Source organism: Streptomyces sp. NPDC006339 (genome assembly GCF_040612775.1).
Classification (GTDB): Bacteria; Actinomycetota; Actinomycetes; order Streptomycetales; family Streptomycetaceae; genus Streptomyces.
The window spans coordinates 46,649-66,578 of the sequence record NZ_JBEXQW010000006.1; the positions used below are offsets into that span (position 1 = coordinate 46,649).

19 protein-coding genes and 1 riboswitch are annotated in these 19,930 nt (G+C 73.1%); of the genes, 2 read left to right on the top strand and 17 right to left on the bottom strand.

The genetic code is table 11. From position 1 onward, the window contains the following. Positions 1-16: 16 nt before the first annotated feature. Complete coding sequence (locus ABZ135_RS06410; RefSeq protein ID WP_356692393.1) at positions 17-661, top strand: TetR/AcrR family transcriptional regulator; 645 nt, start codon at positions 17-19, stop codon at positions 659-661. Here ABZ135_RS06410 and ABZ135_RS06415 read toward each other — a convergent pair. The 3 genes from ABZ135_RS06415 to ABZ135_RS06425 form a co-directional block, all read right to left on the bottom strand. Beyond that, positions 646-1,530: an SIMPL domain-containing protein gene (locus ABZ135_RS06415; RefSeq protein ID WP_356692395.1), complete on the bottom strand. Its 885-nt coding sequence runs from the start codon at positions 1,528-1,530 to the stop codon at positions 646-648. The genes ABZ135_RS06410 and ABZ135_RS06415 overlap by 16 nt on opposite strands. Before the next feature lie 225 nt (positions 1,531-1,755). Beyond that, a complete protein-coding gene (locus ABZ135_RS06420; protein ID WP_356692397.1) occupies positions 1,756-2,523 on the bottom strand; it encodes an SGNH/GDSL hydrolase family protein in 768 nt (255 codons plus the stop codon). A 200-nt stretch (positions 2,524-2,723) separates the two neighbouring features. Continuing rightward, on the bottom strand, positions 2,724-3,710 hold the full coding sequence (locus ABZ135_RS06425; protein ID WP_356692399.1) for a LysM peptidoglycan-binding domain-containing M23 family metallopeptidase: 987 nt from the start codon (positions 3,708-3,710) through the stop codon (positions 2,724-2,726). 4 nt (positions 3,711-3,714) lie between these two features. After that, positions 3,715-3,886, bottom strand: a riboswitch (cyclic di-AMP (ydaO/yuaA leader). 355 nt (positions 3,887-4,241) lie between these two features. Here ABZ135_RS06425 and ABZ135_RS06430 point away from each other — a divergent pair. Then, positions 4,242-5,039: a tyrosine-protein phosphatase gene (locus ABZ135_RS06430; protein WP_356692401.1), complete on the top strand. Its 798-nt coding sequence runs from the start codon at positions 4,242-4,244 to the stop codon at positions 5,037-5,039. A gap of 6 nt (positions 5,040-5,045) precedes the next feature. Here ABZ135_RS06430 and ABZ135_RS06435 read toward each other — a convergent pair whose 3' ends face one another. From ABZ135_RS06435 to ABZ135_RS06500, 14 genes are all read right to left on the bottom strand, one after another. Further along, the gene (locus ABZ135_RS06435; RefSeq protein WP_356692403.1) at positions 5,046-5,201 is read right to left on the bottom strand and encodes a DUF6126 family protein; all 156 of its coding nucleotides are present in this window, start codon (positions 5,199-5,201) and stop codon (positions 5,046-5,048) included. Positions 5,202-5,220: 19 nt separating this feature from the next. Further along, positions 5,221-5,859, bottom strand: coding sequence for an XRE family transcriptional regulator (locus ABZ135_RS06440; RefSeq protein WP_356692404.1), 639 nt, complete (start codon positions 5,857-5,859; stop codon positions 5,221-5,223). Between the two features lie 89 nt (positions 5,860-5,948). After that, positions 5,949-7,334 carry an aspartate aminotransferase family protein gene (locus ABZ135_RS06445; protein ID WP_356692405.1) on the bottom strand — a complete coding sequence of 462 codons (1,386 nt, stop codon included), beginning with the start codon at positions 7,332-7,334 and terminating at the stop codon, positions 5,949-5,951. Between the two features lie 13 nt (positions 7,335-7,347). Next, positions 7,348-8,370, bottom strand: a complete 1,023-nt coding sequence (gene hpnH, locus ABZ135_RS06450; RefSeq protein WP_356692407.1) for an adenosyl-hopene transferase HpnH — start codon at positions 8,368-8,370, stop codon at positions 7,348-7,350. Positions 8,371-8,377: 7 nt separating this feature from the next. Further along, complete coding sequence (locus ABZ135_RS06455; protein WP_356692409.1) at positions 8,378-9,076, bottom strand: 1-hydroxy-2-methyl-2-butenyl 4-diphosphate reductase; 699 nt, start codon at positions 9,074-9,076, stop codon at positions 8,378-8,380. Further along, on the bottom strand, positions 9,076-11,232 hold the full coding sequence (gene shc / locus ABZ135_RS06460) for a squalene--hopene cyclase (RefSeq protein ID WP_356692411.1): 2,157 nt from the start codon (positions 11,230-11,232) through the stop codon (positions 9,076-9,078). Before shc ends, ABZ135_RS06455 begins: the two co-directional genes overlap by 1 nt. 119 nt (positions 11,233-11,351) lie before the next feature. Continuing rightward, positions 11,352-12,452, bottom strand: coding sequence for a polyprenyl synthetase family protein (locus tag ABZ135_RS06465; protein ID WP_356692413.1), 1,101 nt, complete (start codon positions 12,450-12,452; stop codon positions 11,352-11,354). After that, a complete protein-coding gene (gene hpnE / locus ABZ135_RS06470) occupies positions 12,449-13,930 on the bottom strand; it encodes a hydroxysqualene dehydroxylase HpnE (RefSeq protein WP_356692415.1) in 1,482 nt (493 codons plus the stop codon). Before hpnE ends, ABZ135_RS06465 begins: the two co-directional genes overlap by 4 nt. Positions 13,931-14,246: 316 nt before the next feature. After that, positions 14,247-15,197: a presqualene diphosphate synthase HpnD gene (gene hpnD / locus ABZ135_RS06475; RefSeq protein WP_356692417.1), complete on the bottom strand. Its 951-nt coding sequence runs from the start codon at positions 15,195-15,197 to the stop codon at positions 14,247-14,249. Further along, positions 15,194-16,114 (bottom strand): squalene synthase HpnC, encoded by a 921-nt coding sequence (gene hpnC, locus ABZ135_RS06480; RefSeq protein ID WP_356692419.1) that lies wholly within the window; start codon positions 16,112-16,114, stop codon positions 15,194-15,196. The genes hpnD and hpnC overlap by 4 nt, the downstream gene beginning before the upstream one ends. A gap of 336 nt (positions 16,115-16,450) precedes the next feature. After that, on the bottom strand, positions 16,451-17,113 hold the full coding sequence (locus ABZ135_RS06485) for a TetR/AcrR family transcriptional regulator (protein ID WP_356692421.1): 663 nt from the start codon (positions 17,111-17,113) through the stop codon (positions 16,451-16,453). Positions 17,114-17,284: 171 nt separating this feature from the next. Continuing rightward, positions 17,285-18,073: an ABC transporter ATP-binding protein gene (locus ABZ135_RS06490; RefSeq protein WP_356692423.1), complete on the bottom strand. Its 789-nt coding sequence runs from the start codon at positions 18,071-18,073 to the stop codon at positions 17,285-17,287. Next, a complete protein-coding gene (locus ABZ135_RS06495; RefSeq protein ID WP_356692425.1) occupies positions 18,066-18,995 on the bottom strand; it encodes an ABC transporter permease in 930 nt (309 codons plus the stop codon). Before ABZ135_RS06495 ends, ABZ135_RS06490 begins: the two co-directional genes overlap by 8 nt. Before the next feature lie 50 nt (positions 18,996-19,045). Continuing rightward, on the bottom strand, positions 19,046-19,930 hold the full coding sequence (locus ABZ135_RS06500) for a glycosyltransferase (RefSeq protein ID WP_356692427.1): 885 nt from the start codon (positions 19,928-19,930) through the stop codon (positions 19,046-19,048).

Below are 19,930 nucleotides of genomic sequence, written 5' to 3' on the forward strand. Positions count from 1 at the left end.
TGTGTAGGGTCGGAGCGTGGCGAGAGAGCGGTTGAGCGTGGCGGAGCGGCGGGAGGCGCTGCTGCGGGCCGCCGTCGCCCAGATCGAGGCCCGGGGCGCCACGGCCCTGCGGATCGCCGACGTGGCCGCCGAGCTCGGGGTGAGCAACGCGCTGGTCCTCTACCACTTCGCGACGAAGGAACAGCTTGTCGCGGCGGCCTTCGCGTACGCGGCCGAGGAGGATCTGGTCCGGCTGCGCACCCTGCTCGGGCGGCGGACCACCGCGGTGCGGCGGCTGCGCGCGGCGGTCCGCTGGTACGCCCCGACCGGTCAGGCCAAGGGCTGGCGGCTGTGGATCGAGAGCTGGGCGGCGGCGCTGCGCGAACCGGCGCTGCGCGAGGTCGCCGGCGCGCTGGACCGGGCCTGGAAGGCGGAACTGGCCTCGGTGATCGCGGAGGGCGTGGCGGCCGGCGAGTTCGCGTGCGCCGACCCCTCCGCCGCGGCCTGGCGGCTCACCGCGTTCCTGGACGGCCTCGCCGTCCAGATGACCTCGTACCCCGGCGCCCTCCCCCGGGCCACGATGCTGGAGTGGGCGGACGCGGCGCTCGCCCGGGAGCTCGGGCTGCCGTCGGTGGCCCGCGCCGGGCGGGCACGGGGACCGCGGGGTCAGAGCAGCTCGTAGACCGCGGTGACCGTGACGTGCTCCTCGATCTCGCCCGGTGCGAGCGGCACGCCCTCGCCGCCGTCGGCGGACGCGCTCGGGACGACTCCGGTGGCGGGGCGCACGCTCTCGCCCTCCGTGAGGGAGACCAGCCGCCCCAGCCGGTGCCCGCTCAGCCGGGCGTGCTGGGCGGCCTTGTCGTAGGCGTCGCGGTAGGCGGCCTCGCGGGCCCTGGAGCGCAGCGCGGTGGGGTCGGCCACGTCGAACACGACGCCGTTGACCCGGCCGGTGTCCCCGACGGCCTCGTTGACGGCGCCGACGATCTGTCCGGTCCTGTCGAGGTCGCGGACCTTCACGGCGAAGCCCTGGCCGGCCTGGTAGCCGGTCACCTTGCTCTCTCCGCCGCCGCTCTGGGCGTAGACCGGTGACAGGGACAGGCTCTCGGTGCGGATGTCGCGGTCGGCGACGCCCTGCTCCCGCAGCACGGCGAGCAGCGACTCGGCGGCCTTGCTCTGGGCCGCCATCGCCTCCTTGGCGGTCGTGCGGGTCACCTCGACGCCGATCGAGACCACGGCCAGGTCGGGCGCGGTGGCGGCCCGGCCGCTGCCGTTGACCGTGACGGTGGCCGGCGTGGTCTGCCGTACGGCGGCGGGCCGCGCGGCGCCGCCGGGGGCGGCGGCGAGGGCGGGGGCGGCGGCCCCGAGGAACAGCCCGCCGAGGACGGCGCCGACGGCGAACGCCCGTGCGGAACGCGCGGCGAGGGGCGTGCCGAAGCAGTGGGCGGGGCGGTCGCCGGGAGCTCCGGCGGGGGTTTCGCGGAGGTTCCCGGCGGCTCCGGCGGGGGTTTCGCGGAGGTTCCCGGCGGCTCCGGCGGGATGACGGGACGTCATGGGCGGTCCTTTCGGCGGAGGTCGCCATGACGGTCGCCATGGCGGGTGCCGTTGCCCGGCGCGCACATCCCACCAGCCGCCGCCCGCCGCGCCCCCGCGCCACTCCTGGGCGGGCCGATCCTTCACCTCTCCGTACCAGGGACCGGCGACGCACCCGCCGGTCCCCGCCCGCACCCGCCCGCACCGGCCGGCACCCCACCGGGCCCGGCACCCCACAAGACGCGGTTACAGCGGCAGAAGGTCCGGGCGCTTGGCCGCCACGTGGTCGCCGGAGCTCTCGCCGCGCAGGCGCCGCCCGATCCAGGGGACCAGGTACTCCTTCGCCCAGTGGATGTCGTCCTTGCGGACCTCCAGCGTGCCGCGCACCGGCAGCGGCGGCCAGGGCTGCTCCGGATCGGCCGGCACGGGCAGGCCGAGCACCTGGGCGGCGCGCATCGCGACCCGGGTGTGGCCCTCGGGCGACAGGTGGAGCCGGTCCTCGTCCCAGGCGCGGCGGTCCTGGACCGACCTGAGCGACCACAGGTCGAGGACGGGGCAGCCGTAGCGGTCGGCGATGGCGCGGACGTGCCCGTTGTACGTGGCGATCTTCCCGCGCAGGTGCTTGAGGAGGGGCACGTCGCGGGTGTCGAAGCCGGTCGTCACCATGACGGTGCCGACGGCGGACGTCAGGTCGGCGACGGCGCGCTCGAAGCGCTCGGCGACGTCGTCGGGGTCGGTGCCGGGGCGGATGATGTCGTTGCCGCCGGCGCAGAAGGTCACGAGGTCCGGGGCGAGTTCCTTCGCCCGCGGGACCTGTTCCACGACGATCTGGTCGAGAAGGCGTCCCCGTACCGCCAGGTTGGCGTAGCGGAAGGCATCGTGCTCCGGCAGTCGGTCGGCGAGGAGGACCGCGAACCGGTCCGCCCAGCCGACGAAGGTCCCGTCGGGCCCGGGGTCTCCGACGCCCTCGGTGAAGCTGTCACCGATCGCCGCGTACGACCCGAATGCGTTCATGTCTCTTGATGTCGAATCGTCTGCCACGGGAGCACATCATTCCCCTCCGGGTGTGACCTACGCGACCGTAAGGAGGGGTTGACGCAGGGTGACATATGCCACCGATAAAGATTGTCCCAAGCCGGAATACGCCAGGGGCCCGGCACGTGGTGTGCCGGGCCCTGGCGGACGTCGTGTCGGACGTGGTGTCGAACGGGGCGTCAGATGCCCACGCCGTGCTGGCGGAGGTAGGCCAGCGGGTCGATGTCGGAGCCGTAGCCCGGACCGGTGCGGATCTCGAAGTGCAGGTGCGGGCCGGAGGAGTTGCCGGTCGAGCCGGAGAGGCCGATCTGCTGGCCGCCGCTCACGGACTGGCCGGCGGAGACGGACAGCGAGGAGAGGTGGGCGTACTGCGAGTAGGTGCCGTCGGCGTGCCGGATGACGACCTCGTTGCCGTAGGCGCCGCTCCAGCCGGCGGAGTGGACGGTGCCGGCGCCGACGGCGCGGACGGTGGTGCCGGAGGAGGCGATGAAGTCGACGCCGGTGTGGTAGCCGGAGGACCACATCGAGCCGGAGGCGCGGTACGGGGTGGAGACGCCGCCGCCGACGGGGGCGACCCAGCCGGAGGAGGACGAGGAGGCCGACGACGAAGAGGAGGACGAGGAGGCCGACGTGGACGCCGAGGCGGAGGAGCCCGTGTCCGAGGAGCGCTCGCTGGCGCGCGAGGCGCGCTGCTGGTCGCCGGAGGACTTCGCCGCGCTCTTGGGCTTGGGCGCGGCCTTGGCGGGAGCCTTGGGCGCGGCGGCCGGGGCCTTGGCGGTGGACTTGGCGCCGAGGGTCAGCTCCATGCCGGGAAGGATGAGCGAGGGGTCGTCGCCGACCACCTGGCGGTTGTCGCGGTAGAGCTTCTGCCAGCCGCCGGCGAGGCGGTGCTCGGCGGCGATCTTGGACAGGTAGTCGCCGCGCACGACGGTGTACGTCGTGGGGGCGGCCTTCTTGCCTGCGGTCGCCGCGGCCGGGGCCTGGGCGGGGGTCGCGGCGGCGACGGCCTGCTGCGGGGCGGCGGCCGGGGCGGCCTTCTCGGCGGCGTGCGCGCCGGTCGCGCCGATGAGCGGGAGGGCCACGACGGCGCCTCCGGCGCCGGCGGCCACGAACCCGCGGGTGATCGGGTTGGCCTTGGGACGGCGGTGCTTACCCTTGGCGGGCATGGCGAATTCCTCTCCGTCGCCTGCGAGGTGAGCTGTCGGGTTCGGACTGGAGATGTCCGGCCGCGTGGTCGCGCGGCTTCACCCCGAGCCGTCCTTCGTCGAGGGATCGGCGTTGTACCTGGGTCCCCCGCTCCTGCCTTCTACGGGTGGGTGCGGATTCCGGGCGGTGGCAGGATTCGGCGGTCCGTCCGGATTGAGCGCGACGCTAGACGAGGGGGGTCGGCGGGAACAAGCCACCGTTTTCGCCAGGCCCGTGATTCCCCGAAATCCGCCCGGAATTCCGGTCACCCTCCGTCGATGACGGGCCCTCGATTTCCCTTTCCAGAAGGGAATTTGGAAAAGACGATCAGCAACGGTCCGTCACCTCTATGACGCTGCTCACGCCCGGTTCCTCATCTCCCCTGCAATCAGGGCGCGTTATATCTAAACCCTCAATTCGGACAGAACACCCATTCCTGCCCGAGGGGGTGCGCAGGGGGTTCCTGACCTGGATGATTGCCCCGGGAACCGATCTCGAGACCAGGAGCAACCGTGACGCAAGCGACGACCGAGCCCGAGCTCACCGGCGTACGCAACTTCCGCGATGTGGGCGGACTGCCGACCGTGGACGGCCGGACCGTGCGCCCCGGACGGCTCTTCCGCAGCGGCCACCTGGCGCACGCCACCGCCGAGGACGCCGCCTTCCTCGCCGGCCTGGGCCTGCACACGGTCTTCGACTTCCGCAACGAGGCCGACCGGCGCGTGGAGGGGCCGGACGTCGAGCTCCCGGGCGTGCGGAACGTGAACATACCCCTGAGCGACCCGGCCGACGGCAAGGAGTTCTGGGCGCTCGTCCGCTCCGGCGACCTGGCGCAGTTGCGCGAACTGCTCGGCGACGGCAAGGCCGCGGCCCGGATGTCCGCTTCGTACCGGAAGATGATGGTCGAGCGGACCGCCGAGCACAGCCGGATCCTGCACGAGATGGCCTCGGACAGCGTGCCCGCGCTGATGCACTGCGCCGCGGGCAAGGACCGGGCCGGGCTGTCGATCGCGGTCTCGCTGCTGGCCGTCGGCGTCGAGCGCGACGCGATCGAGGAGGACTACCTCAAGTCGAACGCGCCGCACCGCCGCTACAAGGTGCAGCGCAGCTCCACCGCCCCGGACGGCATGTCGCCGGAGGTGATGGAGCTGCTGAGCCCGCTGTTCGACGCGCGGGCGGAGTATCTGCGGGCCGCCTTCGAGACGATCGACGCGACCTGGGGATCGGTGGACGCCTACCTGACCGAGGGGCTGCGGCTCACCCCGGAGACCCGGGAGCTGCTCCGCGAGCGGCTGCTCGACGGGTCGTGAGCGCGGCTACTGGTTCTGGCCGCCCAGCATGAAGAGCAGATAGAGGAAGCCGGCGAAGAGGTGCCCCGCCACCAGATAGGCGAAGAGGCGGAGCACCAGCCCCTTGGGGAACTTTCCGGCGCCGCGCTCCTCGCCGGTGACCGGTACGGACTTCTCGGGCATAGCGGTACCTTTCGGGGTGTCAGCGGCGGTGCGGAGTGCCGTCGCCGAGGCACAGCTCGGCGGCGGGGCTCTGCATCAGGGTGTGGACGAACAGCAGCTCGGCCCCCGCTCGGGTGGCGGCGCCGATCCGGTGCGGGGTGAGCGAGTCGAAGTGCGCGCTGTCCCCGGGGTCGAGGACGTGGACCGCCTCGCCGAGCGCGAGCCGCACCCGGCCCTCCAGGACGTGGATCCACTCCTCGCCGGGATGGACCCGCACGAGGTCCGCGCGGGTGGCGTGGGGCACGTGCACGCGCAGGCACTGCATCGCGCGTCCGGCGCCGCCGGCCTGGCGGTAGACCCAGCCGTCGGCCTCGACCGGTTCGGAGCGCCCGCCGCGGACGACCGGATCGCGCTCGGGCGGGGCCTCGCCCAGCAGCTCGGACACCGTCGTACCGTAGATACGGGCCAGGGCGAGCAGCATCGGCAGCGAGGGCTGCCGGTTCCCCGTCTCCAGGCGGGACAGGTGGGCCGGCGAGAGACCGGCCCGCCGGGCGGCGGCCTCCAGGGTCAGCCCGCGGCGGCGGCGCAGCTCCCGCAGCCTCGGGGCGACGTCGGGCAGCGCGTCGGGGGCGGCGCGGGCGTCGGGGTCCGGGGCGCTGTCCCCGGGGACGTGGTCCATGGGTCCATTGCGCCAGGATCATGCCTCTGAGGCAACTTTCTTGCCTCAGAGGCAAAACCCTGCGCGCCCGGGCCGCACCTCAGGGGGCGCTAGCGCTGGGCGACGGCCTGCTTGACCAGCGTCTTCCCGAAGTCCCACATCAGACCGCCACCACCGTGGGCGTCGTCCATGACCGCCGTGAAGGCGGTCACGAAGCGGTCCACGTCCGCCTCGTCGATGATCAGCGGCGGGATCAGCTTGATGACCTCCAGATGGTCGCCCGACACCTGGGTCAGGATGCGGTGGCGCTGGAGCAGCGGCACCACGACCATCTGCGCGAAGAGTCCCTTGCGGGCGGCCTGGAGCATCGTCCAGCGGCTGCGCAGGCCCAGCGAGGACGGCCGGCCGAACTCGATGCCGATCATCAGTCCGCGGCCGCGGATCTCGTGCAGCAGCTCGTAGCGCGGGACCAGCTCCCGCAGCCGGCCGGCCAGCAGGTCGCCGATCCGGCGGACGTGCGCCACCGTGCCCTCGGACTCCATCACCGAGAGCACGGCCAGCCCGGCCGCCATTGCCTGCGCGTTCGAGCCGAAGCTGGCCGAGTGGACGAGCACCCGGTCCATCGACGAGTAGACCTTCTTGAAGATCCAGTCCTTGCCGAGGGTGGCGCCGACCGGCACATAGCCGCCGGAGAGCGCCTTGGCGACGCAGACCAGGTCCGGTTCGACGCCGTCCTCGTGCTGGTACGCGTAGAAGTCGCCGGTCCGGCCGAGGCCGGTCTGCACCTCGTCGGCGATCAGCAGCGCGCCGTGCCGGTGGAGGAGCTCCTGGGCGGCGCGCAGGAAGCCGGGCGGTGCCTCGTGGACGCCCTTGCCCTGGATGGGCTCGACGACGAAGGCGGCCACGTCGCCCCGGGCCAGTTCCCGCTCCAGGGCGTCGAGGTCGCCGAGCTCGATCGCGGTGTCGGGCAGCAGCGGGGCGAAGCCGTCCCGGAAGCCCTTCTCCCCGTTGACGGACAGCGAGCCCGTGGTCAGGCCGTGGAAGGCGTGCGCGCAGTAGACGACCCTGGTCCGGCCGGTGGCGTACCGGGCGAACTTGAGGGCGGTTTCCACGGCCTCGGTGCCGCTGTTGCCGAAGAACACCCGGTCCAGGTGGGGGCTGTGGGTGAGCAGCTTCTCGGCGAGCAGGCCGGGCAGCGGCTGGCAGTCGAACCGGGTCAGGTCGGCGAGCTGGGCGTCGAGGACGTCGTGCAGCGCCTTGCGGACCACGGGGTGGTGGCGGCCGAGGCCCATGACGCCGAAGCCGGCGAGCATGTCCAGGTAGTCGGCGCCGTCGGCGTCCCAGAAGTGCGCGCCCTCGGCCCGCTCGTACACCTTGTCGAAGCCGAGGGTGTGCAGCATGCGCGGGAGCTGGTGGTTGAGGTGCCGGGCGTGCAGCTCGTAGCGCTCGCCGCCGCGCTCGGCGAGCAGCGCCCTCAGGTCGAACCCGCCGCTCATCGTCCGTCCGCCCTCACGCCTTGTCCCCGGCGACGGTCTCGCGGACCGCGCGCAGCGACTCCTTGAGCGAGCCCATGGTGGCGAGGACGGCGGTGGGCTCGTAGCCGCAGTGCGCCATGCAGTTGGCGCAGCGCGGGTCCTTGCCGCGTCCGTACTTGTCCCAGTCCGTCTCCTCGATGAGTTCGCGGTACGTGGGGACGTAGCCGTCGCTCATCAGATAGCAGGGGCGCTGCCACCCGAAGAGGGAGTAGTTGGGGATCGCCCAGGCGGTGCAGGGGAAATCGGCCTTTCCTTCGAGGAAGTCGAGGAAGAGCGGCGAGTGGTTGAGCCGCCAGCGGCGCCGGTTTCCGCCCGCGAATGCCTTCTTGAAGAGTTCCCTGGTCTGTTCGACGCCGAGGAAGTGCTCCTGGTCGGGGGCCTTCTCGTAGGCGTAGGCGGGCGAGATCATCATTTCGTCGACCTTGAGGTCGTCGTTGAGGAAGTTGAGCACCTCGATGATCGTCTGCGGGGTGTCGGTGTTGAAGAAGGTCGAATTGGTGGTGACCCGGAAGCCGCGCCGCTTGGCCTCCTTGATCGCGGCGACCGCCTCGTCGAAGACGCCCTCCTTGGCGACGGACTCGTCGTGGCGTTCGCGCAGTCCGTCGATGTGGACGGCGAAGGCGAAGTACCGGGAGGGGGTGAAGTCGTCGAGCTTCTTGCGCAGCAGCATCGCGTTGGTGCAGAGGAAGACGTATTTCCGCTTGGCCACCAACTGGCGCACGATCTCGTCGATCTGAGGGTGCATCAACGGTTCTCCACCGGCGATGGACACCATCGGCGCCCCGGACTCCAGGACGGCACCGACCGCCTGGGCGACCGGCATGCGCTGCTTGAGGACGCCCGCCGGGTGCTGGATCTTGCCGCAGCCCTCGCACTTGAGGTTGCAGGCGAACAGCGGCTCCAGCTCGACGATCAGCGGGAACTTGTCCCGCTTGCGGAGCTTCTGTTCGAAGAGGTAGGTCCCGACCCGGATGGACTGACGGAGCGGCATGGCCATAACTCGCTCACCTCCTGGGGAGCAGCAAAGAACGGTGCCATTCGAAGAATGCGGGAAGGACGGCACGAAGGACGCGGAACGCCGATATTCCCCCGCGTACGGTGCCGATCCTGACCAGTTCGTGTTCCGGGGCGTCCACGACCACCCGTACGGCCGCAACGGGGCGGGCGCCCGCCGCCGTCGCGGTACGCAGGGTGGCGGCGGACTCCATGTCGACGGCGATCGCCCCGCCGGCCCGCAGCGCGGCCCGCTCGGGGCCGCGCACCACGTGGTCGGAGCCGGTCAGCGGCCCGGTGTGGACGGTGCGGCCTGGCAGGGTGTGGGTGAGCGCCTCGACCAGGAGCTCGGTGCCCGTGCAGGGCGTGGCTCCGTCGGGGTCGCGGGTCTCCTCGGCGACGATCAGGTCGCCGGGGTGCATGCCGGGGGCCAGGCCGGCGCAGAAGCCGGAGGCGATGACGGCCGCGTCGCGCCACGTCTCGCGCTCCAGGGCGCGGGAGACGGCCCGGCGCGCCTGCGCCGGGCCCATTCCGGTCCGCACCACGGTGACGGGGGCGGGGGCGCCGCCGCGGTCGCCGCTGCGCAGGGCCAGCTTCTCGATGCCGAGGGCACAGGCGATGAGCAGCGGCGGTGCGGCGGCCGGGGCGGGGGTCCCCGCCGGCTCGGCTCCCGGGCCTGTGGCCGGGCCCGCGGCCGGTTCGCCGGCCATCAGCCGCCCTCCAGGCCGTGCAGCACGGGCTCCCCGTTCACGTAGCGACCGAGCGCGGTGAGCGGGAAGACCTGGCGGTAGAGGTGGTAGTTGATGGAGAAGTCCCAGGGGAAGCCGGTGCCGGTGAAGTACGGCTCGTCCCAGGAGCCGTCCTCGGCCTGCGTGTCCACCAGCCAGGCGACGCCCCGCCGGACCGCGTCGGACTCCCGCTCGCCGGCCGCGAGCAGGGCGATCAGCGCCCACGCGGTCTGGGAGGCGGTGGAGGTGCCGCGGCCGATCCAGCTCCGCTCGCGGTAGGAGCGCAGGTCCTCGCCCCAGCCGCCGTCCTCGTTCTGCACGGACTCCAGCCAGGCGACGGCCCGCCGGATCGCCGGGTGGCCGGTGGGCAGACCGGCGGCGGTCAGGGCCGGGACCACCGAGCCCGTACCGTAGACGTAGTTGACGCCCCAGCGGCCGAACCAGGCGCCGCAGGGCTCCTGTTCGGCGAGCAGCCAGTCGATGCCCCGGCGGGTGCGGGGGTCCCGGGCCTTGCCCTCGTAGGCGAGCATCTCCACCACATGGGCGGTGACGTCGGCCGAGGGCGGGTCGATGACCTCGCCGAAGTCGCAGAACGGCAGCCGGTTGGGGAAGGGGCTGGTGTTGTCGGCGTCGAAGGCGCCCCAGGCGCCGTTCCTCGACTGCATGCCGAGGGTCCAGCGGGCGCCGCGGGCGACGGCCGCGTTCAGCCGCGCGGGGTCGGGGTGCCGGACCCGGCGCAGGGCGAGGAGGACCTCGGCGGTGTCGTCGATGTCGGGGTAGTTGTCGTTGTGGAACTCGAACGCCCAGCCGCCCGGCGGGAGTCCGGGCCGGCGTACCGCCCAGTCGCCCTTGCGGGTGATCTCCTCGCCGAGCATCCAGTCGGCGGCCTTGACCAGCGCGGGGTGGTCGGGGCGGACGCCGGCGTCGGCGAGGGCGATGGTGGCGAGGCAGGTGTCCCAGACCGGGGACTGGCATGCCTCGATCATGCGGGCGCCGTCCTCGCGCCACACGGCGAACCGGTCGAGGGATTCGAGACCGGCCCGCATCACGGGGTGGTCGAGGTCGTAGCCGAGGAGGTGGAGGGCGATCACCGAGTAGACGGCGGGCGGCTGGATGCCGCCCCAGCATCCGTCGTTCTCCTGGCGCTCGACGATCCAGCGGGCGGCGACGTTCATGGCGATCTTCCGCAGCCTGCGCGGGGCGACCTTGCGGTAGAGGTGCAGGCCCTTGTCGACGCGCTGGAAGAAGCCGTCCCAACTGGCGGCCGGGGCGAGCGGCTTGCGGGGGTTCGGGTGGGCCGGGTCGGTGTGCAGCTCGTCCAGCGGGAAGGGGGCGGGCCGCACCGGCCGCTTGGCGGAGACGACGGTGAGGGGGACGATCGTCTGGCGCGCCCAGCAGCCGAAGTCGTAGATGTTGAGCGGGAACCAGCTCGGCAGGAAGACCAGCTCGGGCGGCAGCTCGGGCAGGTCGTCCCAGCGCCACCAGCCGAACAGGGCCAGCCAGATCCGGGTGAAGACCCGGGCCTCGGCGATGCCGCCGCGGGCGCGGATCCAGGCCGAGGCGCGGGCCATGTGCGGGGCCTCGGGCGGGTCCCCGGCGAGCCGGAGGGCGACGTACGCCTCGATGGTGGCGGAGAGTTCGCCGGGGCCGCCGTAGAAGGTGGCCCAGGTGCCGTCCTCGCGCTGTTCGCCGCGGATGTGGAGGGCGGCGGCGCGGGTGGTGTCGGGGTCGAGGATCCCGAGGAACTGCCGCAGCAGCAGGTCTTCGGCGTCCATGGTGACGTTGGTCTCCAGGTCGCCCTTCCACCAGCCCTCGGCGTCCTGCCGGCCGAGGAGGTGGGCGACGGAGCGTTCCGCCGCCCGGGCGGCGGCCTCGTCGAGAACATCCGCTCCCGGGGCCCCGTCACGCGCGCCCGCCTTCGCGGGCCCGTCGAGGACGTCCGTCGTCAGAGTCCCGTCGAGGACACCCGTCGTCAGGGCCCCGTCGAGGACACCCGCCTCGGCGGGTCCGTCGGGGGCGCCCCTCTCCGGGGTCCCGTCGAGCACGCCCGTCTCCGGGGCGGCGTCGGTGGTCGTTTCGCTGGCCGCGGCTGCCCGGGGTCCCATGGGCCCGGCGCTTCCGTCGGTCGTCGCTGTCATGGCTTCCCCTTCGTGCAGTCGGTGTACTTCCGCGTACGTTCTGCTTCTTCGGGTCTGCCGTCGGCCGGCGCCGGGTGGCACCGGCCGGCGACTGCGAACTCATATCAGAGCGATGGTGATCATCTCTTCCGTACGACGACGAAATCGGCCAGCGCCGTGAGCTGGGCCCGGACGTGGGCCGGCAGGTCCACCTCGTGCAGGGCCCGGATGGCGATGGCGTGCTGACGGCGGGCCTCCTCGGAGGTCCACTCCCGGCCGCCGGCCTCCTCGATGAGGGCGGCGCGGGCGGCGAACTCCTCCTCCGAGAAGGAGTCGAGGTCGCTGCTCTTGGCGTCGGCGGCGAGCAGCTCGCCGAGCCGCTCGGAGGCCGGGCCTCCCGCCGCGAGGGCGGCGACGACCGGCAGCGACTTCTTGCGCTGGCGCAGGTCGGACCAGGTCTGCTTGCCGGTGGCGACCGGGTCGCCCCAGATGCCGAGGAGGTCGTCGACCGCCTGGAAGGCGAGGCCCAGGTGGTAGCCGTACTCCTCCAGCTTGTCGGCGGTGCGGTCGTCCGCGCCGCCGAGGACGGCTCCGATGGAGACGGCGCAGGCGAGGAGGGCACCGGTCTTGTTGCCCTCCATCTCCAGGCACTCCTCGACGGTGACCCGCTCCCGGTGCTCGTAGGAGATGTCCTGGGCCTGGCCGTCGATGAGCTTGCGGGTGGCGGTGGTCAGCCGGCGGGTGGCGCGGCCGGCCTCGACGGTGCCGAGTTCCAGCAGCAGCTCGTTGGCGAGGGCGAAGAGCGCGTCGCCGACCAGGATCGCCTGGGCGGGGCCGTGCACCTTCCACACCGTGTCGCGGTGGCGGCGCTGCTCGTCGCCGTCCATCAGGTCGTCGTGCAGCAGCGAGAAGTTGTGGACCAGCTCCACGGCGACGGCGCCGGGGATGCCGACCTCGGGGGCGGCGCCGGCCGCCTCGGCGGAGATCAGCGCGAGCGCGGGGCGGACGGCCTTTCCGCCGTCGCCGTCGGCGGGATTGCCTCGGGCGTCGATCCAGCCGAAGTGGTAGGCGGCCACGGTGTCCATGGGCGGCGCGAGGCGGTCGACGGCCGCTCGCAGGACGGGCGTGGACAGGGCGCGGCCCCGCTCCAGCAGTGCGGCGACGTCCGCGGTGTCGACGGCCGGATTCCCCGGGCTCACAGTCGGCACGGTCTCTCCTCTAGTTCCGGTACTCACACTCATGCCGCCTCCTGCAGCGGATGCTCGTAGTGGCGGCCGAGGGCGGAGAGCGCGGCGCCGGCGGCGCTGAAGCCGCTGCGGACGGCACCCTCCATGGTCGCGGGCCAGCCGGTGGCCGTCCACGCGCCGGCCAGGTGGAGGCCGGGTGCGTGGGTGTGGGCGCCGGGGCGGAGCCGGCCGACGCCTGGGGTCGGGGCGAACGTCGCGGTCCGCTCGCGGGTGACGAAGAAGTCCCGGATCCCGGCGCCCCGGGCGGCGGGCAGCAGCCGCTCCAGCTCGGGGAGGTAGCGCTCGCGCAGGACGGCGACGGGCTCGTCGATGTCGTCGTGGGCGGCGGACTGGGAGACCGCCAGGTACTGGCCGCCGCCGGTCAGTCCTGAGGACTCGGTGCGGTCGAAGACCCACTGGACCGGGGAGCCGAGCGCGGTGAAGAAGGGCTGCCGCAGCACCTTGCGGTCGTAGACGACGTGCAGGTTGAGGATGGGCGCGGTGCCGATGTCGAGGAGCCGGTCGGGGTCGTCGAGGGCGCCGTCGGGCAGCAGCTCGCGGGTCTCGCGCTGCGGTACGGCGAGCACGACCGTGTCGGCCTCCAGGGTCTCCCCCGGCACCCGGACGGCCCAGCGCCCGTCGTCGGTGCGGCTGATCCGCTCGGCCTTGGTGCGCAGCTCGACGCGGACGCCGAGGGAGTCCAGGGCCTTGCCGGCGAGGGTGTCGTGGAGCTCGCCGAGCGGGACGTGCGCCCAGCCGATGTCGGCGGCGCCGGGCTCGGAGAGGAGCCCGGTCTTGAAGACCATGGCGGCCAGGCCCATGGAGGCGTGCGGGGCGGTGGCGTTGAGGGTGGCGACGCCGACGAGGTCCCACAGGGCCTCGACGGCGCGGGCGGACTGGCCGTGGCGGCCGAGCCAGGTGGCGAAGTCGATGCCGTCGAGGGCGGGGTCGGCGGGGTCGAGCTTCTTCAGGGCGAGCGCGGCGCGGGCGACGGAGGCGCGCTCGGCGAGCGAGAGGTGCGGGTAGGTGGCGAGGCTGCGCGCCAGGTGCAGCGGCACGGGCAGCGCGGTGCGCCGCAGCCGCCCGAGCCGTGGCCCGCGCGGGTGTGCGACATCGAGCACGGGCACGTCGAGCCGCGGCTGTACGGGGGCGAGGTGGGCGCCCCCGATCCGGTCGAGGAACCAGCGGTACGCGGTGCAGCAGCGCAGGTAGACGTGCTGGCCGTTGTCGACGGTCAGGTCCCCGCGCCGGAACGAGAAGGCGAGCCCGCCGAGCCGCGGCCGCCCTTCGAGCAGCGTGACCCGCACACCGGCCTCGGCGAGCTGCAGCGCGGCGGTCACCCCCGCGAGCCCGCCACCGACGACGACGGCACGGGGCCGCGACCCACCGTGCCCGGCCGTCCCGGCCGTGCGCGGCCGCCCGCCCGTGACCTCGTCCGCCGGCCCGCCTGCCGGCGGCCGGTGTCCCGCGTCGATTCCCTCGTCGGCGGTCATGCGGCCTCCCTCCGGAGCGTCATGGTCAGGGACGCGCGGCGACCGGCGCGGGTTGTCACGCCGCCGCGGGAACGCGCCGCGACGGCGCGGCCCTCTCCCCCGGCCGGGGGCCGGGTGGGCGCCGTCGGCGCGGGTGCGGTGCCACCCGGACGGACGACCGGGTCGGCTTGACGGGCAGGCCCGGCCACGGACAGCGACCGCGCCGCTCGCGAACCACGGGTCGCCGCGCCCCGGGCGACCGGGGCGGCGGCGCCGGTGCCGCGGGCGGGCGCGGCGGACTGGTACCGGGGCGCGCTCAGGTCAGTCCGGGCGTGGGTCACGCGGGCCTCCTGGGCGTGCGGCGGGCGATGTGGCGGGAGTCGAGGCCGGAGAGGCCGCGGACGGCGACGTACGCCTTCTCGTGGCCCGGGAGCGAGACGCGGCCGCGCAGGACGGCTTCGGGGTCGCGTTCGATGCGGTCGAGCAGGCGGCGGTAGATGCCGGCCATGGCGGCCACGCAGGCGCCGCTGCGCCGGTCCAGCATCGGCAGGAGCCGGTAGCCCTCGGCGAAGAGGGCGCGGGCGCGGCGGACCTCGAAGTGGATCAGGCCGGCGAAGTCGGCGCCCGCCGGCGGGGTGGCGCCGGAGAAGCCCTCGGAGCAGCCGAACTTGGCCAGGTCGTCGGCCGGCAGATACGTGCGGCCGTTGCCCGCGTCCTCGCGGACGTCGCGGAGGATGTTGGTGAGCTGGAGGGCGAGGCCGAGGGTGTCGGCGTACTCGGGGGCGCGCTCGGCGCCCGGCGCGCCGGGCTGGGTGCCGAAGACGCCGAGGGAGAGCCGCCCGATCGCGCCGGCCACGCAGCGGCAGTAGACCTTGAGGTCGTCCCAGGTCTCGTAGGTCTCGCCGCGCACGTCCATGAGGACGCCGTCGATGAGCTCGTCGAGCCCGTCGAGCGGGATCGGGAAGCGGCGGGCGGAGTCGGCGAGGGCGACGGCGACCGGGTCGGTGTCGTCCTCCTCGATCTCCCCGGCGCGGATCCGGCCGAGGAGCGTGCGGGTGGCCTCCAGGCGGTCCTTCTTCTCGGCGGGCGGGAGCGGCCCGTCGCCGATGTCGTCGACCCGGCGCGAGAAGGCGTAGAGCGCGGACATGGCCTGTCGCCTGTCGGTCGGCAGGAGCCGGATCCCGTAGGCGAAGTTACGGGCCTGGCCGCCGGTCACGGCCTCGCAGTAGCTGTACGCGGCCTGGACCGGCGCGGACGGCTGCGGCTGTTCCTCCACGGTGCGGCTCACCCCTCTCTCCGCGCCGCGAGCAGGACGGCGCCCGCCCGGCGCATAAGCCTCGGTTTGTCGGCCTTGGGCGGCCCGGGCAGGACGTCGAAGCCGGCGGCGGCGATCGCGTCGAGTGCCGCGTAGCCGCCGGCGGTGAAGCCGGCGAGCAGCAGACGCAGCCGGCCGTGGACGCTGCCGACGAGCGGGGCGCCGGCGTCGAGCAGGGCGCGGGCCCGGTCCGCCTCGAAGGCGATCAGCGCGCGCACCGAGGCTCCGGCGGTGGGGCGGGCGAGGTCGTCCTCGGTGACGTGGAAGCGCTTCAGGTCCTCGGCGGGCAGATAGATCCGGTCGCGGCCCAGGTCCTCGGCGACGTCCTGGAGGTGCTCGACGATCTGCAGCGCCGTGCAGATCTCGTCGGAGCGGCGGATCCGCTCGGGGGTGGCGGTGCCGGTGATGCCGAGGACGAGCCGGCCGACGGGGTTGGCGGAGAGCTCGCAGTAGGCGAGGAGGTCGTCGTAGGTCTCGTAGCAGCGGACGAGCTGGTCCTGGCGGTTGGCGGCGACGAGTCCGAGGAACGGCTCCGGGGTGAGCCGGCACCGCTCGACGGTGGGGACGAGGGCGCGCAGCAGCGGATGGCGGGGGGCGCCGTCGGCCGGGTCGAAGACGCGCAGGAGGTCGGTCTCGAAGGCGTCCAGGAGGGCGAGGCGGTCCCCGGCCTGCTCGGGGGCGACGCCGAGGTGCCGGGCGTCGGCCCCGCCGGGGGCGAGGTCGCCGTCGCCGATGTCGTCGACGAGGCGGGCGAAGCCGTACACCGCCATCAGGTCGTCCCGCCAGGCGCGCGGCAGGAAGAAGGGGGCCACGGGGAAGTTCTCGTCCGCGGCCTTGCCGAGTGTGGTGCGCGAGGAGGCGTCGGGGCGCACCTGCCGGGTTCCCGTCACCGGCCGCTGCCCGACGCGGGGACGGCGACACCCTCGTGGAGATGGAGATTCTGCGTCATGGCCGTCACATCTCCCGTTCTACACTGCGGATCCAATCCATCCTATTTCGGACACGCCGCCGACCCCTGCCCGTGGCTCAGTGCCCGGTGGCCGGGCGCCGAGGGGTATCGCCCCACTTGCCGCGAAACAGACCGGTACAGCTTACGTTGTACGGGGCTTCGCGCCGCGCGCGGGCCCCGCCGGAGCGTCGGACGCCCGGCGAGGACGCCGAGGGGCCCGTCAACCCTCCCACCAGGCAAGGAAGTTCACCTGCCGGACACCTTCGGGCGGCGTGGGTCAGGGGACGCGGGTGCCGGACACGACCATGGCGAGGGTGCACTCGACGACGTCGTCCCTGCGCTGGGCGGGCAGGCGGCGCAGCGGGCCTTCGAGCAGGAGGAGGGACAGGCCGTGCACGGCCGACCACGCGGCCGCCTCGGCGGCGGGGCGGGCGGCGCGCGGCGGGCGGGCGGTGGCGGCGAGGGCGGTGAGCGCGTCGGTGAGCAGGGTGAACGCGCGTACGTCACCGGCGCAGGCCCCGGGGTCGGCGCCGGGGAGGGCGTCGACGTCGCCGTCGTCGTCGGCGGTGCGGAGGGCGGTGAAGGCGGAGCGGTAGAGGCCGGGCTGCGCGACGGCGAAGTCGATGTAGCCGCGGCAGAGGGCGGCGAGCCGGGCCTCGGCGGCGAGGACGGGGTCGTCGGCGCCGGGGGCGCGCGCGGCGGCCCGTTCCATGGCGTCGGCGAGGGCGCGCCGGGCGTGGTCGCGGACGGCCGCGAGGAGCTCCCCGCGTCCTTCGAAGTGCCGGTAGGCGGCGGTGGGCGAGACGCCGACGCGACGGGCCGCCTCACGGAGCACGACCCGTTCGGGGCCTCCTTCGGTGGCGAGGTCGACGGCCGCGCAGAGGAGGGCGTTGCGCAGATCGCCGTGGTGGTAGGTCTTTCCTCCCGAGATCGCTGCCATGCGCACATCCTGCCCGATGTTGACCGCATGAACATTCCGGGCGGGCTCCCGACGCGCGAGAACCGGACGCTTCCGGACACGAAACCGCCCCCTCCGATCGGATCGGAGGGGGCGGTCGGGGGCCGGCGGACGGCCCGAGGGGTCGGGCGGACGGCCCGCGGGCGGCCGGGGCTACTTGCCGGTCTCGCGCTCGTAGGCGGCGATGACCTCGTCGGTCGGGCCGTCCATGAGCAGCTCGCCCTTCTCCAGCCACAGCACCCGGTCGCAGGTGTCGCGGATGGACTTGTTGCTGTGGCTGACCAGGAAGACCGTGCCGGCCTCCTTGCGCAGCTCGCGGATGCGCTCCTCGGAGCGGATCTGGAACTTGCGGTCGCCGGTCGCGAGGGCCTCGTCGATCATGAGGACGTCGTGCTGCTTGGCGGCGGCGATGGCGAAGCGGAGCCGGGCGCCCATGCCGGAGGAGTAGGTCCGCATCGGCAGCGAGATGAAGTCGCCCTTCTCGTTGATGCCGGAGAAGTCGACGATGTCCTGATACCGGCTCTTGATCTCGTCGCGGCTCATGCCCATCGCGAGGCCGCCGAGGATCACGTTGCGCTCACCGGTGAGGTCGCTCATCAGCGCCGCGTTGACGCCGAGCAGCGAGGGCTGGCCGTCGGTGTAGACCTTGCCGCTCTCGGTGGGCAGCAGGCCGGCGATGGCGCGCAGCAGGGTCGACTTGCCGGAGCCGTTGGTGCCGATCAGGCCGATGGCCTCGCCGCGGTAGGCGGTGAAGGAGACGCCGCGCACGGCGTGCACCTTGCGCACACCGCGTTCGGTCTCGCCCTTGCGGCGGCGGATGATGCGGCTGAGGGCGGCGGTGGCGCTGCCCTTGCCGCCGGCGGCGCCGTTGACCCGGTAGACGATGTGGACGTTGTCCGCGATGACGGTGGGCACGCGGTCCTGGGTGTCGTGGTCAGCCACGGCCGTACCTTTCCTCGGCCTTCCAGAAGTAGACGAAGCCGCCCACGCCGATCACCAGGGACCAGGCCACGGTGATGGCCCAGACGTGCGGCGGGAGGTTCGAGGCCCCGTAGCCGTCGATCAGCGCGAAGCGGATCAGGTCCATGTGGAGGGCGGCCGGGTTGTACTGGAGCAGGTCGGCGATCCAGGCGGGCTGGTCCTTCAGCATCACCGGGATGGAGAACATCACGCCGGACGCGTACATCCAGGTGCGCATGATGAACGGCATGAGCTGGGCGAGGTCGGGCGTCTTGGCGCCCATCCGCGCCACGATCATGGCGAGTCCGGCGTTGAAGACGAACTGCAGCACCAGGGCGGGGATCATCAGCAGCCAGCTCAGCGCCGGGTAGCTGCCGAAGGACACGGCGATGACGATGAGCACGACCATCGAGAACAGCAGTTGCTGGAGCTGCTGGAGCGCGAACGAGATCGGCAGCGAGGCCCGGGGGAAGTGCAGGGCCCGCACCAGGCCGAGGTTGCCGGAGATCGCGCGCACGCCGGCCATCACCGAGCTCTGCGTGAAGGTGAACACGAACACACCGGTCACGAGGAACGGGATGTACACCGACCGTGACATGCCCCGGTCCGCGTCGAGGATCAGGCCGAAGATCAGGAAGTAGACCAGCGCGTTCAGCAGGGGCGTCACCACCTGCCAGAGCTGACCCAGCTTCGCCTGGCTGTACTGGGCGGTGAGCTTCGCCTGGGAGAAGGCCAGGATGAAGTGGCGCCGGCCCCAGAGCTGGCGGATGTACTCCACGAGCCCCGGCCGGGCACCGCTGACGGTGAGACCGTACTTCGCGGCCAGCTCGGCCGGGCTCAGCCCGTCGTCGACGGACGGTCGGGTGCTCGTCACGACCCCACCGTCCCGGGATGTGTCACTCACAAGTCGAAACTTTCGTGTTCAAGATGCGCGGCAAGTCGGGTACCACGATGTCAGACGACGGGCGGGCGTCCCAGTCGGGTCAGCCGCCACACCGTACGCCACCTCATGGGATGCCGAGGTCCGCAGGGGGCCGTCCAGCCCTCCCGGAAACCGCCGAACCAGGCCCTGAGAGCGGGTACGGAGGGTCGTCGTGCCAGGGTGAGCAGCAGCCACACGCCGAGATAGACCGGCACCAGGGGCGCGGGAAGATTGCGGCGAGCCAGCCACACCCGGTTGCGGGCCACGTTGAAGTGGTACGACGCGTGCCGGGACGGCGGGGTGGTGGGGTGCAGCAGCACCATGTCGGAACGGTAGTCGATCATCCAGTCGGCGTCGAGGGCCCGCCAGGCGAGGTCGGTCTCCTCGTGCGCGTAGAAGAACGCGTCCGGCAGGCCGCCGACCTCGGCGAAGACCTTGGTCCGTACGGCGTTGGCGCCGCCGAGGAAGGTGGTCACCCGGGAGGAGCGCATCGGGTCCGAGGCGCGCAGCCGCGGCACGTGCCGGCGCTGGGTGAGACCGGTCTCCGGGTCGGCGATCCGGAAGCTGATGATGCCCAGGCGCGGGTCGGCGGTGAATGCCTGGCGGATCAGCTCGGCGGTGTCGGTGTTGGCGAGCAGTCCGTCGTCGTCGAGGAAGAGCAGCGCGTCGACGTCGGTGCCGCCGGGCCCGAACGCCTCGATGCCGACGTTGCGGCCGCCGGGGATGCCGATGTTCTCGGGCAGGCTCACGGAGCGGACTCCGTCGGGCAGGTCGGTGAGCTCGACGCCCTGGCCGACGACGACGACCTCGATCGGGTCGCCCTCCTGCTTGGCGATCGAGTCGAGCAGGGCCCGCAGGTCGTCGGGCCGGTTGCCCATCGTGATGACGACGGCGCCCAGCTTCATCGGTGCGGTCAT

Bases quoted from the DNA above. Each gene is read 5' to 3' on its own strand.
- ABZ135_RS06420 (WP_356692397.1), bottom strand. From the start codon at position 2,523: ATGAACGCATTCGGGTCGTACGCGGCGATCGGTGACAGCTTCACCGAG.
- shc (WP_356692411.1), bottom strand. From the start codon at position 11,232: ATGACAGCGACGACCGACGGAAGCGCCGGGCCCATGGGACCCCGGGCA.
- ABZ135_RS06440 (WP_356692404.1), bottom strand. From the start codon at position 5,859: ATGGACCACGTCCCCGGGGACAGCGCCCCGGACCCCGACGCCCGCGCC.
- hpnH (WP_356692407.1), bottom strand. From the start codon at position 8,370: ATGGCCATGCCGCTCCGTCAGTCCATCCGGGTCGGGACCTACCTCTTC.
- ABZ135_RS06465 (WP_356692413.1), bottom strand. From the start codon at position 12,452: ATGAGTGTGAGTACCGGAACTAGAGGAGAGACCGTGCCGACTGTGAGC.
- ABZ135_RS06455 (WP_356692409.1), bottom strand. From the start codon at position 9,076: ATGGCCGGCGAACCGGCCGCGGGCCCGGCCACAGGCCCGGGAGCCGAG.
- ABZ135_RS06425 (WP_356692399.1), bottom strand. From the start codon at position 3,710: ATGCCCGCCAAGGGTAAGCACCGCCGTCCCAAGGCCAACCCGATCACC.
- ABZ135_RS06445 (WP_356692405.1), bottom strand. From the start codon at position 7,334: ATGAGCGGCGGGTTCGACCTGAGGGCGCTGCTCGCCGAGCGCGGCGGC.
- ABZ135_RS06435 (WP_356692403.1), bottom strand. From the start codon at position 5,201: ATGCCCGAGAAGTCCGTACCGGTCACCGGCGAGGAGCGCGGCGCCGGA.
- ABZ135_RS06500 (WP_356692427.1), bottom strand. From the start codon at position 19,930: ATGACCGCACCGATGAAGCTGGGCGCCGTCGTCATCACGATGGGCAAC.
- ABZ135_RS06485 (WP_356692421.1), bottom strand. From the start codon at position 17,113: ATGGCAGCGATCTCGGGAGGAAAGACCTACCACCACGGCGATCTGCGC.
- ABZ135_RS06415 (WP_356692395.1), bottom strand. From the start codon at position 1,530: ATGACGTCCCGTCATCCCGCCGGAGCCGCCGGGAACCTCCGCGAAACC.
- hpnE (WP_356692415.1), bottom strand. From the start codon at position 13,930: ATGACCGCCGACGAGGGAATCGACGCGGGACACCGGCCGCCGGCAGGC.